This window comes from Pseudomonas brassicacearum (assembly GCF_000585995.1).
GTDB classification, from domain to species: Bacteria; Pseudomonadota; Gammaproteobacteria; order Pseudomonadales; family Pseudomonadaceae; genus Aquipseudomonas; species Aquipseudomonas brassicacearum_A.
Genome location: NZ_CP007410.1, coordinates 4,628,359 through 4,645,118, shown reverse-complemented (window position 1 = coordinate 4,645,118; position 16,760 = coordinate 4,628,359). Strand labels below are relative to the sequence as shown.

Below are 16,760 nucleotides of genomic sequence, written 5' to 3'. Positions count from 1 at the left end.
CGGTGCGGTGATGCGGGGCAGGGGCCTATGCTTGCATATCCACTGACCGCACCGCGACCCCAAGGTGCCGACACAAGTGCGGGGCGCGCGAGCAAGCTTTGCTCCCGGAACCGTTGCCAGCATAAAGTACCGGCCCTGCTGGCTGATTCCGGGGTTTGGTCCATGACGCAGTTTTATGATGCGCGCGGCAATATTTATGCGGTCGTTTCTCCACAGCAGGTCCGTGCCCGCGGTGTGGACCTACCGCACTCGGCGGCCCGGGCCGCACAAACGCGTCAATCCTGGGCAGTGGCTGCCGTGCACGCCTTTTGCGCCTGGGCGCCGGGCGAAGCGCCGCCGGATGCCAAGGCCCATCGCAGTGACGGACTGTTGATCGGCCCGTTCCAGGGTGAGCCACCCTTTGACGTTTTGATCGTCAACACCGACGGCACCCTGGCCGAACGCAGCGGCAACGGCCTGACGATTTTCTCCCAGGCCCTGCTGGAGCAAGGCTTGATACCGGACGATCGGGATTGTCTGCTACAGGTTCATCACGACCAACCCCACGGCTTGTCCCCTCTGCAAACGTCGGTTCGGGCCGCTGGGTTCGAGGGGGCGCAGGGTTTTTGGCTGGAGTTGGGACAAGCGTTATTCGGATCTCAAGCGGTTGGCGCCCGCGACGTAGAAAACGTGACCTTTAACCAACGCGATATCAGTCGAGTCGCCGCGCTGCAGGCGTTGAACCCAGGGTGGGGCAACAGCCAATTCGTGAGCATCGGTAACCCTCACTGCGTGACGTTGGTGGAGGGTGCCGAGGCGTTGCCGAGCAACCCGCAGATGCGGGCTACGGCGTTGTCCCAACCCCTGACGCGCATCGCTTACGCCGCTCCCTGTGGGTCCGGAATTCCGTGCGCGATGGGTGTGAACCTGCAATGGGCCTGGCTCGAAGCCGAAGGGCGGATCGCTGCCCGGGTATTCGAACGAGGCGAAGGCCCCACCGCGTCCTCGGGCACCAGCGCCAGCGCCGTGGCCTGCGCGGCGTGGCGGGTGGGTTGGGTGAAGGCGGGGCCGGTGAGTGTCGTGATGCCTGGCGGCATTGTGCCGATCCTGTTGCAGGAACAGGGCGATGAGCAGGTGCGGGTCAGCCTGTTCGGCACGGCCAAACCCATACCAGAGCCATCCGCGCAGGGTTCCGGGTCGGTTAGCTGATCGGCATTAACCTAAAGGGGCGCCCATTGGCGTTAAAGCCCCAGGCCTTCCTCGATCAGCAAGAGCAAGGCGTCCTCGTCCAGGGGCACCGGTTCAGGTTGCGGTTGTCCGCTCGACCGGAGCGTCTGGAGATGCCACAGAGATTGGCCATGCTCGCCGAGTGTTCGCACAATGCAGCGTGCTTGCCCTTTCATATGGACCTCGATGCACCCATCCCCCTTCGGAGAAAAGCGGGCGATGGGATCGAATGAAAGGCGGTGATGGTTGCCTTCAATCACCAATTGATCGATGGCGTAGTGGTAGGTCGAACCGCTGGAATGGCTTTCGAATACGTGAGTGGGGTTGCGCCGGATGTCCAGCCCGGCCTCGCATACGGGGGCCAGCCAGGTTTCGATCTGGCGGTACAACTCGTAGACTTGGGCGGGCCAATGTTCGATTGCCAGGTCGGCACAGTTGTCGGTATCCGCGCGGGTCTGCTGGGTTTTCCTCAGTTTGGCCGCTAGCTCGTCTGCCTTGCTCATGTCGATTCCCTGTCGTGATGATAGGTTGAGCTTAGCTGATGGGGTGTTGGGTTTATTTGCGCTGGGTCATGGGGCGATGGTGGGAGCGATAGCAAGCTCCCTTTCCACGCGTTCTCTTCATATTGACTTGGTTTCAAACCGCCAAGGCGTTGATCACATGTTCAGGATCATTATGAATTGCCCGCAAGAGGGCTTTCGCGGGGCCTGTTGGCTCACGTCGTCCTTGTTCCCAGTTGCGAAGCGTGCCCAGTTGGACGTCGATCAATGCTGCAAACTTGGCTTGAGTCAGGCCGGTAGCCTTGCGTATTTCCTTCACTTGTAACGCATCGACGATGAACTCTCGGGAAGGCTGACGCTCGCCTCGGATAATTTCGTCCATCTGCTGCACGCTTTCCATCAACTCATCGAAAAATCTGCTCATGGTTATCTCCAGTGCTCGATGATCATTTTCAATGCTTTGCGTTGATCAACGGTCAAGTCTTGCTGTTCGTTTTTTGGATATATCATCAATAATGCGATCTGCGAAGCAGACACAAAGTGGTAATAAATGACCCTGGCCCCGCCCCGTTTGCCGTGGCCCTTTGCCGCGATACGGATCTTTCGAATCCCACTGGTGGCTTCCATTACATCGCCAGCCGAAGGGTTGCGGACCAATATGTTCTGCAGGGCTGAAAAGTCGTCGTCATTCATCAATTCTTTAGCCCGACGGGTAAAAATTGGAGTCTCAATAAAATCATCGCTAATGTACGCCACTGGCTTACCAGTCGGCAATGCTATTGGACTTCACTCCTTGGTTCACCCGGTGAGTTGTTACCAAATTTGGGATCGTCCCGATGATTAGGCTAGGGCACAGGACAGAGCGACTATGCGCATGATCGAACTGAGCAACGAATATCTGGAATCGCTGCGCCACGCGCTGACCCTGGCCGGTCTACCCGTGGACGACCTGACGCTTTCCGGCCGACGGTTTTTCAGCTTCAACCAACACGGCATCGACGTGGCGTTTGGTGGAATCGAGGGCAGGGGTGCCGACCGGTTGCTGCGCTCGCTGGTGGTCCTCGAGGGCCAGCGGGGGCGAGGCACTGGCGCGGCGGTGTTGGGCGCACTCGAGGCGTTTGCGAAAAGCGAAGGGGTCGTGCGGCTCCATTTGCTCACCGACAGCGCCGTCGCGTTCTTTACTGCCCACGGCTATCAGGCACGAGATCGTTCGCTGGCGCCTGCGTCGATCAGCGCAACGGCCCAATTCAAGACGTTGTGCCCGGCTTCGGCGACGTATCTGAGCAAGGGCCTCGCCTAGCGCAGCAGGTGCACCGCCAGCCCGGCCAGCCCGCAGGCCAGCAAGACCTGGATCACTCCGCGTTTGTAGCGAAACAGTGCGATGGCTGCGGTGATCGCGATGATTGCCGAGGGCCAGTCCAGCGCGCCTGCAAAACCGTTGGGCCAGAGCACGTGGTAACCGAAGAAGCACGCCAGGTTGAGTATCACCCCGACCACCGCGGCGGTAATCGCGGTCAGCGGTGCGGTGAATTTCAGCGCGTTGTGGGTCGACTCCACCAGCGGGCCGCCGGCCAGGATGAACAGGAACGAAGGCAGGAACGTAAACCAGGTCACCAGCGTGGCCGCTACGGCGCCGGCGAGAAAGGCCTGTTCGGGGCCGAATACCTGCATCACGTAGCCGCCGACGAAACCGACGAACGCCACCACCATGATCAACGGCCCGGGCGTGGTTTCACCCAAGGCCAGGCCGTCGATCATTTGCGTCGGCGTCAGCCAGCCGAAGTGTCCCACGGCGCCCTGATACACGTAGGGCAACACCGCGTAGGCGCCACCAAAGGTCAGCAGTGCGGCCTTGGTGAAGAACCAGGCCATTTGCGTCAGTGTGCCTTCCCAGCCGAACACCGCCGTCAGCACCCCCATTGGCAATGTCCACAACACGGCACCGATGAGCGCCAGTTGGGCGAGCCGCGACGTGCTGAATCGGGCATGGTCTGGGGTCGGGGTGTCATCGTCGATCAGTGCCGGGCCGAAGGACCGGTGCTGGGCGTCGTGACTGCCCGGGCTGAATTTTTCCGGTACCCAGCGACCGCCCAGGTAACCGATGACAGCCGCACCCAGCACGATCAGGGGGAAGGGCACGTTGAAGGCAAATATCGCGGTGAACGACGCGGCGGCGATGGCCCACAGCCAATTGTTCTTGAGCGCGCGGGAGCCGATCCGGTGGGCGGCATGTACCACGATCGCTGTCACGGCCGGCTTGATGCCGTAGAAAATTCCCGCCACCACCGGCACTTCGCCGAAGGCGACGTACAGCCAGGACAGCGTGATGAGAATGAACAGCGAAGGCAGCACGAACAGCGTCCCGGCAATGACCCCGCCCCAGCTGCGGTGCATCAACCAGCCCAGGTAGGTCGCTAGCTGCTGGGCCTCGGGCCCGGGCAACAACATGCAGTAATTGAGCGCATGCAGGAAGCGTCGCTCGGAAATCCAGCGGCGGCGCTCCACCAGCTCCTGATGCATGATCGAGATCTGTCCCGCCGGGCCGCCGAAGCTGATAAAGCCCAGTTTGAGCCAGAACCAAAAGGCTTCACGCAGGCTGACGACCGAGGGCCGGGCGAGGGGGTGTTCGTCGACGGTTCGGGTGGGTTGGCTCATGGTTGGCGGGTGCTTAACAGTCAGGGGCGGTCTACGTTATGGGGCGTTACGCAATTTAGATAGCCCCCGGGCGGCAAAAGGGGCAAGACGCAGTGCCGGGGCGGGGGAAATCGGGTGTCGCCAGCGTGGTGAGGCAGCGTTATTTCTGCGGGGGGTGATCGCTGGTTTTTGGATCCACTCCAGCCGCCCATCGGCTGCACAATACAGGCAAATTGCCGCCCCACAAGCGGTAGGATAAGCTCACGGATATAAGGGGCTTTGAGCGATTTGCTCATGCTTTGCCCTCTTCAGGAATTCGCTTGCCTAACCCCATTTTCGATCCGTTCCATGCCCATGGCGGTGCCCTGAAACGCCTGCCCCTGCTCAAAGCGGCGGTAACGTTTATTGCGGCGGTGTGCCTGTGCCTCTGTGGTTTGCTTTACCTGCAACTGGAGCAGTCCCGTCGTCACGACTTGGAGTTGGCTCGTGTCGCCTCGACCAACTTGACCCGCGCCATGTCCCAGCAGGCTCAGGATACTTTCCTACAGACTGATCTGGTACTGGCCAGTTTGGCAGATTGGATCCAAATTGACGGTTTCGGCCCCGAGCTGCAATCACGCTTGCAGAGTACTTTTGCCCGGCGCGTGCAGTCCCTGGAGCAGTTGCATGGCCTGTTCCTGTTCGACAAGCACGGTCATTGGGTCGTTACCTCCTTTGAAGACCTGCACAGGGGGGCAGGGGTAGCGGATCGGGAGTATTTTAAGTTCCACCAGCAGAACGCCTCCCTGATCGCACATATCGGTCCGGCGATCCTCAGTCGGCAAAATGGCGAATGGATCATCCCGGTTTCCCGGCGCTTGAATGATCAGGACGGCAACTTCCAGGGCGTGCTGCTGGCCGGCATCAAAATGTCGTACTTCGATCAGTTCTTTAAAAGCTTCAGTCTCGACGAAAAAGGCGAGATGGCCCTGGCGTTGTCCGACGGGACATTGTTGGCCCGTCGGCCTTTCGACGAGGCGCGGATCGGCCGTCCTCTGGCCGAAGAGCATATTTTCAAGCATGACTCGGTAACCGGGACGTCCGATAATGCCATCATCCGTTCCGCCGTCGACGGCGTCGTCAGGCTCTATGGCCATCAACATTTGCAGGCCTATCCGCTGGTGGTCACGGCCGCGATGTCCGAAGAGTCGATCCTGGCGGGCTGGTATGAGCGGGCTTTCCAATCCAGTCTCATTGTGGCCTTGGTGGTCCTGGGCATTTGCCTGTTCGGCTGGGTATTCGTGCGTCAGGTGCGTAACAGCGAGCGGATCGAAGCGGACCTGCGCAAAGCCCAGGAAGCGCTGGAGCTGATTGCCACCCATGACAGCCTGACCGGGCTGGCGAACCGGCGATTGTTCGAACGGGCCCTGGACATCGAGTTCGGTCGAGGCGCCCGCCAGCGCAGCCCCTTGGGCCTGATCATGGTCGATATCGATTTTTTCAAGCGCTACAACGACACCTACGGGCACGTGGCGGGGGATCATTGCCTGGCGGAAGTGGCGCAGGTACTCAAGGAATGCAGTCACCGCAAGGCTGACCTTGCGGTGCGTTACGGCGGTGAAGAGTTCGCGGTGCTGTTGCCGGATACCAACCTGAACGGGGCCATGGCGTTGGCCGAACAGATCCGTCACCGGGTTATCGACAAACACATCACCCATGCAGGATCTCCGACTGGTTACCTGACGGTGAGCCTGGGTTGCTACTCCTTTGTGCCCAGCAGCCTGGACAACATCGAAGTCTTCATCCAGCGGGCCGATGCGGCGCTTTATCAGGCCAAGCATGGCGGCCGCAACCGTGTGGCGGCGTTGTCGACCGAAAGCGGACTCGACGCGCTGGAGCGCTCGGATCGTTGAGATTGGTTGGAATCATCAGCCCCTGACAACGGTCCATTGCTCAGACACTTCGCTGGCGAAATGGAGGCGGTTCTACTCCTCGAAGCCGGCGTAGCCAGGACAGGAGCAGGTCAATGGATTTCACTGCCGATACTCCCTCAACTACCACGCGTCACACCCCCATTACCCGTCGCCTGGTGGTGGCCGTCGCGGGGCTGTTTGTCCTGGGTGTTCTGGTGGCCGTGGCCGCGCTGTTCAACATCGCCGATAAGCTGGACACGGAGGATGTGCGCAAGACTCACTTCTATACCGAGCGTGCCCTCGAGAATCGTATTACGGCCTCGAAAAACTACATCACCAGTTATACCTATTGGACGACGGCCTACGATCACCTCAACGGTGAAGTCGATGTGCAATGGGCCTATGCCGAACAGAACATGGGCAAGACCCTGTTTACCAACGACGAATACGAAGGCGTGTTTGTCATTGATCGCGAGCGCACCAAGTACGCCGTGGTGCGGGGGCAGAATGTCCAGGCGGATGCAGCCACTTATATGGACCTGCCTTTGACGGATCTGGTGGATCAGTTGCGCAGGCAGCCCGACCTGACCGTCTCGGCGGTGCGCTACACCCTGTTCGAAGGCTGGCCGGCCGTCGTGACCGCCTCGATTATCCTGCCCAATGACGGACGCCCTCAGGTCGATGCCAACGGCACATCGGTGTTGTTGTTCGTCGACCGGCTGACGCCCGTCAAACTGCGCAAACTGGGCAAGAGCTACGGCTTGACCGATTTGACGCTCCAGAAAGACACCGAGCTGCAATCCGGCCAGCCCGCCGTACCCCTGGACAGCACTGGCTACAGCCTGGTGTCCCGGCTGGAGCGGCCGGGCCAGCAATTGCTCTGGTCCCTGGTGCCGCCCCTGGGTGGCGCACTGCTGATCTTGGCCCTGTTGACCGCTTACTTTTTTCGATACGCCCTTCGCACGGCACGTCATGTGGACGCCAGTTATGACAGCCTGGAAACCTCGACCCAGGCCCTTGAAGCCAGCGAGGAGCGCTTCCGGGCCGTGGCCGAAGCAGCCTCCGACTGGATCTGGGAAATCGACGGCCAGCAACACATCACCTATTTGTCAGGGCGCTTCAGTACGGTTACCGGGTTTTCCGATCAGCAATGGCTGGGACAGGACATCGAGCAACTGTTGTATTGCGACACCACGCCGATTGGCTTGTGGTTGGGCAAGTTGACGGAAGAACAGAGCGCCAGCAACTTGCGTTGTTCCTACCGCGACTATTCCGGGCAATTGCGCTTCTGTCGGGTGTCGGCGCGGCCGATCTGTAACAAGGCCGAGGTCGTGGGGTATCGCGGCACTGCCAGTGACATCACCGACGAAGTGGCCGCACATGCCCAGGTTCAACATCTGTCGCTGCACGATGCGCTGACCGGCCTGCCGAACCGCAACAAACTGGCGCGGCACCTGGATGATGCATTGGTGGCCAAGGAGCATTCCGCACCCTTGACACTGTTGATGGTGGATCTGGATAACTTCAAGCCGATCAACGATTCCCTCGGTCATCCGGCCGGTGACGCGGTGTTGTTGGAAGTGGCCCAGCGCCTGCGCGATAGCACCCGCGAGCAGGACCTGGTGGCGCGCCTGGGCGGGGATGAGTTCGTGGTGGTGCTCAACGGGATGGAGAACACCACTGAGATCGACCGCTTTTGTGGGCGGCTGATCGACAGCCTGCAGCAACCGATCCTTTACGAAAGCCATTCACTGCACATTGGCGCCAGCATTGGCATCGCCGTGAGCCGCCGCCAGGGTTATGTCCCCGGCGAACTGATCCGCTGCGCCGACATTGCCTTGTACCAGGCCAAGTCCGAGGGCAAGAAAACCTGGTGCTATTTCGCTTCGCAGATGAACGATCAGATCCAGCATCGTCGCCAGCTGGAAAGCGACCTGCGCCAGGCCGTGAAGAAAAACGAGTTCGTCCTGCATTTCCAACCGCGCTACAAGGTCGATGGTCGGGAGATCGTCGCCGTCGAGGCATTGGTTCGCTGGCAGCATCCGACCCAAGGCTTGTTGGGCCCCGACGCCTTTATTCCGTTGGCGGAGCAAACCGACCTGATTGTCCCGCTGTCGCGTTGGGTATTGCGCGAGGCCTGCGAAACCGCACTGACCTGGCCGGGTGAGCTGATGGTTTCGGTCAACCTGTCACCGGCGCAGTTCGAGCGCAGCGATGTGGTAGAGGATGTGCGCCAAGTATTGATTGAAACCCATTTTCCGGCCAGTCGCCTGGAACTCGAGATCACCGAAAACGTAATGCTCAACGATGTGGACGGCGCCCTTCAGGTCATGAATGCCTTGAAGGAATTGGGCGTGCGTTTGAACATGGACGATTTCGGTACCGGCTATTCGTCCTTGGGCTATCTGCGCACCTACCCATTCGACGGTATCAAGATCGACAAGCGTTTCATTGCGTCCATGAGTAACAGCAGCAATGACCGCGCCGTGGTGCAGGCGATCATCAACCTGGGCAAGGCCATGGGGTTGACTGTCACCGCGGAGGGCGTGGAAACCCTGGCCCAGCTCGGCTCGCTGGGCACGGACCAATGCCACGAAGTACAGGGCTATTTCCTCAGCCGACCGATCGACAAAGCGGCGTTCGCGCATTTGCTGGAGAGCGGTCGGCCCTTATCGAAAACCGGTTCCTGAGCACTCGTTGCAACCACCGCCACCTGTCGTCGGTCACAGCTAATGTCTTGGTATCTCGAGTGTTGTCTTCATGAAAAACCTGCGGATCGCGACCTTCAATATCAACGGCATCCGGGCGCGGTTGCCCAACCTGCTGGAGTGGCTGGAGCGAGAGACCCCCGACATCGTCTGCTTGCAGGAGCTCAAGGCTGCGGACAAGGACTTCCCGGCGGCGGAGCTGGAGTCGGTGGGGTATGGGGCGATCTGGCACGGGCAGACGTCCTGGAACGGCGTTGCCATTCTCGCCCGTGATGCGCAGCCGCTGGAGAGTCGCCGTGGCCTGCCCGGTGGTGATGAGGACAGCCACAGTCGCTACTTGGAGGCGGCGGTGCATGGCGTTCTGGTGGGCTGCCTCTACCTGCCCAATGGCAATCCGCAGCCTGGCCCCAAGTTCGACTATAAACTGGCGTGGTTCGAACGGCTCATCGCCTACGCACAAGGGTTGCAGGCCAGCGATCATCCTGTGGTGCTGGCCGGTGACTTCAACGTGGTGCCCACCGACATGGACATCTACAACCCACGGTCCTGGCTCAAGGATGCGTTGCTACAGCCCGAAAGCCGCGAATGTTATCAGCGGCTGCTCGACCAGGGCTGGACGGACTCGTTGCGCCATCTGTATCCAGAAGAGCGGATCTACACCTTCTGGGATTATTTCCGTCAGCACTGGCAAAAGAATTCCGGGCTGCGCATCGATCACCTGCTGCTCAACCCCGTGGCAAGCCCCTACTTGAGTGAGGCCGGCGTGGACGCCTGGGTCAGGAACCAGGCGCACCCCAGCGACCATGCCCCCACGTGGATCCGCTTGGCGTCGCGAAAGCGCCGTTGAGGGAGGCAGCGCCCGGTCGCTTATTGTCTCTGGAAAAGGAATGCCTTATACCTGGCGCCCAACAGCAGCGAGCTTTCTGTAAGCCCTGCATTGGACCAGGAAAGGATACCCGCATGAGCCAACCCCGACTGAGCGATATGGGTCGTTATCTGCAACGGCTGGGCTTCGATACGCCGCCACCACCGACCCTTGAGACCCTGCGTCAACTTCAATGGCGCCACACAGCCGAGTTTCCCTTTGAAACCCTTTCGACGCTGCTGCGTCAGCCCGTTCCCATTGACCTCGAATCGGTAGAGCGAAAGGTCTTCGAACAAGGGCGCGGCGGCTATTGCTATGAACTCAATCAACTGTTCCTGGCGCTGTTGCAGGAACTGGGCTTCGAAGCCCGAGGCATCACCGGACGGGTGGTGATGAATGCCCCCGAGGGCGCCTGGACTGCTCGGACGCACCGCCTCAGCCTGGTGATGTTCGATGGTGTGCGCTACATCACGGATGTGGGCTTCGGCGGCATGGTGCCCACTGCGCCGCTGTTGCTGGACAGCCGAGACACCCAGTTCACCCCCCACGAACCGTACCGCATCGAGGTCAACGGCGACGGCTACCTGTTGCGCGCCAACGTCGCCGGTGAGTGGCGGCCCATGTACCTGTTCGATCTGCAGCGTCAGCAGGACATCGACTACACCATCGGCAATTGGTACGTCTGCAACCATCCTGAATCGCCCTTCATGGGCCGGTTGATGGTGGCCCGTACCGGCGACGGGCTGCGCAAGACCCTTAACGGCAACAGCTATGCCGTCCACCGGATAGGGCAGGAGAGCGAGCGACGAACAATCGACGACGCAGACGAATTGATTGACCTGCTGGAAACTGAATTTGGCTTGCGCGTCCCCCCCAGGGAGCTCTTGCGGCCCGCAGTCGAGGGGTTGCTCCAGCCATGAGCCAGGCTTCCTGATAACAGATTGATCCTCTGTTGAAAGCGTGAACGGCAACAAGTTGTATACAACTCTATGGACATTTGTCCTGAGTTTTGAATACAGTGTGCCCATAACAAAAAACAGGGAACCTGCGAACCATGAAAACGCCCCATGTTTCACTCCCACGGCCCGAGGATGAAAACCTCGGCGTCGGTGCGAATATGGCTTACGGCCTGCAACATGTACTGACCATGTACGGGGGTATCGTCGCGGTGCCGTTGATCATCGGCCAGGCGGCCGGGCTTTCACCGGCGGATATCGGCCTGCTGATTGCGGCGTCATTGTTTGCAGGGGGCCTGGCGACCTTGTTGCAAACCCTTGGCCTGCCGTTCTTTGGTTGTCAGCTGCCGCTGGTCCAGGGGGTTTCGTTTTCGGGCGTTGCCACCATGGTGGCGATTGTCGGCAGCGGCGGAGAGGGGGGCTTCCAGGCCATCCTGGGCGCGGTGATCGCCGCGTCCTTGATCGGTTTGCTGATTACCCCGGTGTTCTCGAGAATCACCCGGTTCTTTCCGCCACTGGTCACCGGCATCGTGATCACTACTATTGGCCTGACGCTGATGCCCGTGGCGGCACGCTGGGCAATGGGCGGCAACAGTCACGCCGCCGATTTCGGCAGCATGGCGAACATCGGCCTGGCTGCCGTCACGCTGGTGCTGGTGCTGTTATTGAGCAAAATGGGCAACGCCACCATCTCCCGGTTGTCGATTCTGCTGGCGATGGTCATCGGCACGCTCATCGCGGTGTTCCTGGGCATGGCGGACTTTTCCTCCGTCAGCCAAGGCCCGATGTTCGGCTTCCCCACGCCCTTTCACTTCGGCATGCCGACCTTCCACGTCGCTGCGATCCTCTCGATGTGCATCGTGATCATGGTGACGCTGGTGGAGACCTCCGCCGACATCCTGGCGGTGGGCGAGATCATCGACACCAAAGTCGACTCCAGGCGCCTGGGCAACGGCTTGCGGGCCGACATGCTGTCGAGCATGATCGCGCCGATCTTCGGGTCCTTCACGCAGAGTGCCTTTGCCCAGAACGTCGGGCTGGTGGCGGTGACCGGAATCAAGAGCCGTTTCGTGGTGGCGACCGGCGGCCTGTTCCTGGTGGTGCTCGGCCTGTTGCCCTTCATGGGCCGGGTAATTGCAGCGGTGCCAACCTCCGTGCTGGGCGGCGCCGGTATCGTACTGTTCGGCACCGTTGCCGCCAGTGGCATCCGAACCCTGTCGAAAGTCGATTACCGCAACAACGTGAACCTGATCATTGTCGCCACCTCGATCGGCTTCGGCATGATTCCTATCGCCGCACCCAGTTTCTACGATCATTTCCCCAGTTGGTTCGCGACGATCTTCCACTCGGGCATCAGTTCCTCGGCCATCATGGCAATCGTGCTGAACCTGGCATTCAACCACTTCACCACGGGCAACTCCGACCAACAATCAGTCTTTGCCGCCGGCACCGAGCGGGTGTTGCGCTACCAGGACCTGGCCGCGCTGCGTGAAGGCGATTACTTCAGCGACGGCAAGTTGCACGATTGTGATGGCAACGAGATACCTGTGGTGACGGAACCTTCCCATGCGCCTATCGGACAGGGTCAGGTTCGGCTGAAGAGCAGCGAGCATGTCTGATCCAGTCAGACTGACCCTGGTCCAATAAAAAAGCAGCCTGTGATCCTCGATCACAGGCTGCTTTTTTTGCGTCACCGCAGTGGCTGGTTACCAGCGACCGTAATGACCGCGAGGTGGGCCGTAGTAGTAGCCCCGTGGTGGCCCGTAATACACCGGCGCTGGGCGATAGTAGATGGGTTGCTCTACATACACCGGCTGGGGCTGGTAATAGACCGGTGGCGGTTGCTGCACATAGACCGGTTGCGGTTGGACGTAGACGGGTTGTTGCACATAAACCGGTCGATCACGGTTGATCAATGCCGAACCGACGATGGCCGAACCGACGATGGCACCAAACACTGCGGGACCCTCCCAACCACCACGACCATGGGCGGATGCCTGGCCGGTGACCGCGAGTGCCCCCATGAGCAGGGCGATTATGGGGAGTTTACGATTCATGGCTGTTCCTCGTTTCGGCCCCGGCGCCTGTGGTCTGCAACAGACCCAATGAGGGTCGCGGGGATACTTGCTCTGACAGCGATTTTTCCAGATTTTACCGCGCCGTTGGGTAAATATTGTGTAAGGTCTGTACCGATTTCTTTACCGCGCCGAGCAACCCGGCTGGCCTGGGGCCTGGCTGGGCTTGGCTGAATCATCGAATAAAACCTGACGGGACGGTGACTCCGTCTGTCCGAAAGTGACTGCAAGGAGATGAGCATGCAGATCAATCCCAACAAAGACACCCAACTGTGCATGTCGCTGTCGGGGCGCCCCGGAAATTTCGGCCTGCGCTTTCATAATCACCTGTATGAACAATTGGGCCTGAATTTCTATTACAAGGCGTTCAGCAGCCAGGACCTGCCCGGCGCTGTCGGGGGGATCCGCGCCTTGGGCATCCGCGGGTGCGGTGTGTCGATGCCGTTCAAGGAAGCCTGCATTGCCCTGGTCGATGAGCTGGATCCTTCCGCCGCGGCGATTCAATCCATTAACACCATCGTCAACACCAACGGCCATTTGAAGGCCTACAACACCGATTACATTGCCATCGCCCAGTTGCTGCAAACCCACGCCGTGCCCCAGGACTCGACCTTTGCCCTGCGCGGCAGCGGCGGCATGGCCAAGGCCGTGGCCAGCGCCTTGCGCGACGGCGGCTACAAGAACGGTGTGATCGTTGCCCGCAATGAAACGGCCGGACGTGCCCTGGCCGGGTCCCTGGGTTACGAGTGGCAAGCTGAGTTGGGTGAGCTACGGCCACAGATGCTGATCAATGTCACGCCGATCGGCATGACCGGTGGCCCGGAAGCCGATCAACTGGCGTTCGAGCCCGACATCATCGCAGCGGCCGAGACCGTGTTCGATGTCGTCGCGATTCCGTCCGAGACGCCACTGATCATGCGCGCCCGGGCGGAAGGCAAACGGGTCATCACCGGGTTGGAAGTGATTGCGATCCAGGCCCTGGAGCAGTTCGTGCTGTACACCGGCGTGCGGCCAGACCTGGAGCAATTCGAAAAAGCCGTGGCGTTCGCCCGGTCCTGAACGGCTGTTATTCCAGCCGCGCCAGACGCTCCTCCAGCGCCGCGATCCGCGCTTCGAGCTCTTCGATGCGCTCCAGGGACACGCCGCTGCCGGCACCGCGTTCCACGGGATGCTGGCGGGCGGCGAGGATTGCCTCGATGTCCGCAGGGTCGCCCATGGCGTGCATATAGCGATCTTCGCGCTGGCCGGCCTGACGCGGTATCAGCAACGCCAGCCCGCGGGCGATCAGGCGTTCAAGCTGATGCACCACTTGTTCGGTATCTTCGAAGTCGTGCATGCGGCCGCTGCGGGTCAGCAGTTCATTGACGGTTTGCGGGCCGCGCAGGAACAGCAGCCCCATCAGAATCACCTGGGCCGGCACCAGCTCCAAAGCCTTCTCGATCCGATGTTCCCAACGGTCGGCGCGGCTGCCCATTACCAGTTTGGTAAAGCCGCGACCTTCCAGGGCCCGCAGGCTCTGGCCGACCTGGCCTGGGGTAAGGTTCATCACCGGTTCACGGCTGGTCTTCTGGTTGCAGGCCAGTACCAGGGCGTTAAGGGTCAGGGGGTAGGTCTCAGGGTTGGTGGCCTGCTTCTCGACCAGCGCGCCGAGGATGCGGATTTCCGTGCTGTTGAGCCGTGGCTCTTGAGCCTGGCTTTGTTCTTCTATGCTCATCGCGCGTTCCCTATGCTGTGGAAGCCGCCTAGCCTAATCCTTGCGCAATAAAAGACAAGCTGCGCAACAGCCGTGGCTATAATCGCTCCACGTTTTGATTTGTCCTTTTCCACCACCTGCATGAGATCACCATGACTATTTCCCTGTACGCCGCTTCCGTCCCGGTTTTCAAGCAGATGCTCAACGCCCTGAGTGATGTGCTGAACAAGGCTGAAGCCCACGCCAGCGCGAAAAACATCGACCCGAACGCCTTCCTGCAAGCCCGCCTGTACCCGGACATGTTCCCGTTGGTGCGCCAGGTGCAGATCGCCGTGGACTTCGCCAAAGGCGTGTCCGCGCGCCTGGCCGAGCTTGAAGTGCCGAAGTATGACGACAGCGAGACTACCTTCGCCGAGCTGCAAGCCCTGATCGCCAAGGTGCTGGCCTTCGTCGACGGCATCAGCCCCGAGCAGATCGATGGCAAGGAAGGCATCGAAATCGTCACCCGCCCGGGTACGCCGAAGGAAAAACGCTTCACCGGCCAAAACTACTTGCTGACCTATGGCCTGCCGCAGTTCTTCTTCCACGTCACCACCGCTTACGCACTGCTGCGTCACAACGGTGTGGAAGTGGGCAAGCGCGACTACATGGGCGCGTTCTAAACCCGCCGATATGAAAAAGCCCGGAACGGTGTGGGCCGTTCCGGGCTTTTTTGTGGCTGCTGTTTATGGGATCAGCTGGTTAGTCATCTGTGAGTGATCTACCGCTATCGCGAGCAAGCCCGCTCCCACAGGGTTTGCGACAGACACAAATCCAATGTGGGAGCTTGCTCGCGATGACGGCGTCACAGACGCCACCGGAGGCAGGTCGATCCTGATTACGCCGTACGCGCGAGCTTCTCTTCCTCACCCAGGCAAGCCGCTGCGGTGAACAGCACGTCCGTAGACGAATTCAACGCCGTCTCCGCCGAGTCCTGCAGGACACCGATGATGAAGCCCACCGCGACCACTTGCATGGCGATTTCGCTGGGAATGCCGAACAGGCTGCACGCCAGGGGAATCAGCAACAGCGAGCCGCCGGCCACGCCGGACGCGCCGCAGGCGCAAATGGCCGCGACGACACTCAGCAGCACCGCCGTCGGCACGTCCACCGCAATACCCAGGGTGTGGACGGCCGCCAGGGTCAGCACGGTGATGGTGATGGCAGCGCCGGCCATGTTGATGGTCGCACCCAGCGGGATCGAGACCGAATAGGTGTCCTCGTGCAGGCCCAGGCGCTTGCTCAATTCCAGGTTCACCGGAATATTCGCCGCCGAGCTGCGAGTGAAGAATGCAGTGATGCCACTTTCACGCAGGCAGGTAAATACCAGTGGGTACGGGTTGCGACGCAGCTTCCAGAACACGATGAGCGGATTGACCACCAGCGCCACGAACAGCATGCAGCCGATCAATACGCTCAGCAGGTGCAGGTAACCGAGCAGGGCACCGAAACCGGACGTCGCCAGGGTCGAGGCGACCAGTCCGAAGATACCCAGCGGGGCGAAGCGGATCACCAGGCGCACGATCACGGTTACGCCGTTGGACAGGTCTTCGAGCACGGTGCGGGTGGTCTGGCCGGCATGGCGAATCGCAATGCCCATGCCAATGGCCCAGGCCAAAATACCGATGAAGTTACCGTTCATCAGCGCCCGCACCGGATTGTCCACCACGCTCAGCAGCAGGCTTTGCAGCACCTCGCTGATGCCGCCGGGGGCGGTGACCGCAACGTCCTGGGTCGTCAGCACCAGGCTGGACGGAAACAATGTACTGGCAACCACCGCGACCACGGCCGCGGCGAAAGTACCGAGCAGATAAAGGAACAGGATCGGCCGGATGTGGGTTTCCTGGCCGTGCTTGTGGTTGGCGATCGAGGCCATGACCAGCACGAACACCAGGATCGGCGCCACGGCCTTGAGCGCGGACACGAAGACGTTGCCGATGAATGCCGTGGACTTCGCCACGTCCGGTGCCAGCCACGCCAGGACAATACCGGCGATCAGGCCAATGATGATTTGCATCACCAGGCCGGTGCGTTTGAGGCGTTGCAAGAGAGAAGGGGACAAAGCGGTCATGACGGCATCTCTGGTTTTTTTGTGTGCAACGGTCGACGAGTCAGGGCAACAAGCGGGCAGGCCACATGAGCGGGACCGAAAAGGAGTACGGCGTTTTGCAGGCCGCGGACTTTATCACAGG

Annotated in this window: 16 protein-coding genes; 9 read left to right on the top strand and 7 right to left on the bottom strand. The window is 60.5% G+C overall.

Going from position 1 to position 16,760, the window contains the following annotated elements; all coding sequences use genetic code 11:
• The first annotated feature begins 162 nt into the window (after positions 1–162).
• Positions 163–1,188, top strand: coding sequence for a DeoR family transcriptional regulator (locus CD58_RS19730; protein ID WP_025214711.1), 1,026 nt, complete (start codon positions 163–165; stop codon positions 1,186–1,188).
• Positions 1,189–1,220: 32 nt separating this feature from the next.
• On the opposite strand, the gene CD58_RS19725 is transcribed toward CD58_RS19730, so the two are convergent.
• From CD58_RS19725 to CD58_RS19715, 3 genes are all read right to left on the bottom strand, one after another.
• Entirely contained in the window at positions 1,221–1,709 is a 489-nt protein-coding gene (locus CD58_RS19725) for a hypothetical protein (RefSeq protein ID WP_025214710.1), read from the bottom strand.
• A 133-nt stretch (positions 1,710–1,842) separates the two neighbouring features.
• Entirely contained in the window at positions 1,843–2,130 is a 288-nt protein-coding gene (locus CD58_RS19720) for a helix-turn-helix domain-containing protein (RefSeq protein ID WP_025214709.1), read from the bottom strand.
• Between the two features lie 2 nt (positions 2,131–2,132).
• On the bottom strand, positions 2,133–2,399 hold the full coding sequence (locus tag CD58_RS19715; RefSeq protein ID WP_049866994.1) for a type II toxin-antitoxin system RelE/ParE family toxin: 267 nt from the start codon (positions 2,397–2,399) through the stop codon (positions 2,133–2,135).
• A gap of 175 nt (positions 2,400–2,574) precedes the next feature.
• On the opposite strand from CD58_RS19715, the gene arsN2 reads away from it, so the two are divergent.
• The gene (gene arsN2, locus CD58_RS19710; RefSeq protein WP_025214707.1) at positions 2,575–3,006 is read left to right on the top strand and encodes an arsenic resistance N-acetyltransferase ArsN2; all 432 of its coding nucleotides are present in this window, start codon (positions 2,575–2,577) and stop codon (positions 3,004–3,006) included.
• On the opposite strand, the gene chrA is transcribed toward arsN2, so the two are convergent.
• Positions 3,003–4,361, bottom strand: coding sequence for a chromate efflux transporter (chrA, locus tag CD58_RS19705; protein ID WP_025214706.1), 1,359 nt, complete (start codon positions 4,359–4,361; stop codon positions 3,003–3,005). The genes arsN2 and chrA overlap by 4 nt on opposite strands.
• Before the next feature lie 299 nt (positions 4,362–4,660).
• Between chrA and CD58_RS19700 the strand changes: the two genes are divergently transcribed.
• From CD58_RS19700 to CD58_RS19680, 5 genes are all read left to right on the top strand, one after another.
• Complete coding sequence (locus tag CD58_RS19700; RefSeq protein ID WP_025214705.1) at positions 4,661–6,232, top strand: diguanylate cyclase; 1,572 nt, start codon at positions 4,661–4,663, stop codon at positions 6,230–6,232.
• Positions 6,233–6,345: 113 nt separating this feature from the next.
• Positions 6,346–8,922 (top strand): EAL domain-containing protein, encoded by a 2,577-nt coding sequence (locus tag CD58_RS19695; RefSeq protein ID WP_025214704.1) that lies wholly within the window; start codon positions 6,346–6,348, stop codon positions 8,920–8,922.
• Between the two features lie 70 nt (positions 8,923–8,992).
• Entirely contained in the window at positions 8,993–9,787 is a 795-nt protein-coding gene (gene xth / locus CD58_RS19690; RefSeq protein WP_025214703.1) for an exodeoxyribonuclease III, read from the top strand.
• A 113-nt stretch (positions 9,788–9,900) separates the two neighbouring features.
• Complete coding sequence (locus tag CD58_RS19685; RefSeq protein ID WP_025214702.1) at positions 9,901–10,725, top strand: arylamine N-acetyltransferase family protein; 825 nt, start codon at positions 9,901–9,903, stop codon at positions 10,723–10,725.
• A gap of 134 nt (positions 10,726–10,859) precedes the next feature.
• Complete coding sequence (locus CD58_RS19680; protein WP_025214701.1) at positions 10,860–12,380, top strand: nucleobase:cation symporter-2 family protein; 1,521 nt, start codon at positions 10,860–10,862, stop codon at positions 12,378–12,380.
• An 87-nt stretch (positions 12,381–12,467) separates the two neighbouring features.
• Here the strand turns inward: CD58_RS19680 and CD58_RS19675 are convergent, their stop codons facing one another.
• Positions 12,468–12,818, bottom strand: coding sequence for a hypothetical protein (locus tag CD58_RS19675; protein ID WP_025214700.1), 351 nt, complete (start codon positions 12,816–12,818; stop codon positions 12,468–12,470).
• A gap of 258 nt (positions 12,819–13,076) precedes the next feature.
• On the opposite strand from CD58_RS19675, the gene CD58_RS19670 reads away from it, so the two are divergent.
• Complete coding sequence (locus CD58_RS19670; RefSeq protein WP_025214699.1) at positions 13,077–13,895, top strand: shikimate 5-dehydrogenase; 819 nt, start codon at positions 13,077–13,079, stop codon at positions 13,893–13,895.
• Positions 13,896–13,902: 7 nt separating this feature from the next.
• On the opposite strand, the gene CD58_RS19665 is transcribed toward CD58_RS19670, so the two are convergent.
• Positions 13,903–14,550, bottom strand: a complete 648-nt coding sequence (locus CD58_RS19665; protein ID WP_025214698.1) for a YceH family protein — start codon at positions 14,548–14,550, stop codon at positions 13,903–13,905.
• 131 nt (positions 14,551–14,681) lie between these two features.
• On the opposite strand from CD58_RS19665, the gene CD58_RS19660 reads away from it, so the two are divergent.
• On the top strand, positions 14,682–15,191 hold the full coding sequence (locus tag CD58_RS19660) for a DUF1993 domain-containing protein (protein WP_025214697.1): 510 nt from the start codon (positions 14,682–14,684) through the stop codon (positions 15,189–15,191).
• Positions 15,192–15,406: 215 nt separating this feature from the next.
• On the opposite strand, the gene sstT is transcribed toward CD58_RS19660, so the two are convergent.
• Entirely contained in the window at positions 15,407–16,639 is a 1,233-nt protein-coding gene (gene sstT, locus CD58_RS19655) for a serine/threonine transporter SstT (protein WP_025214696.1), read from the bottom strand.
• Between the last annotated feature and the right edge of the window lie 121 nt (positions 16,640–16,760).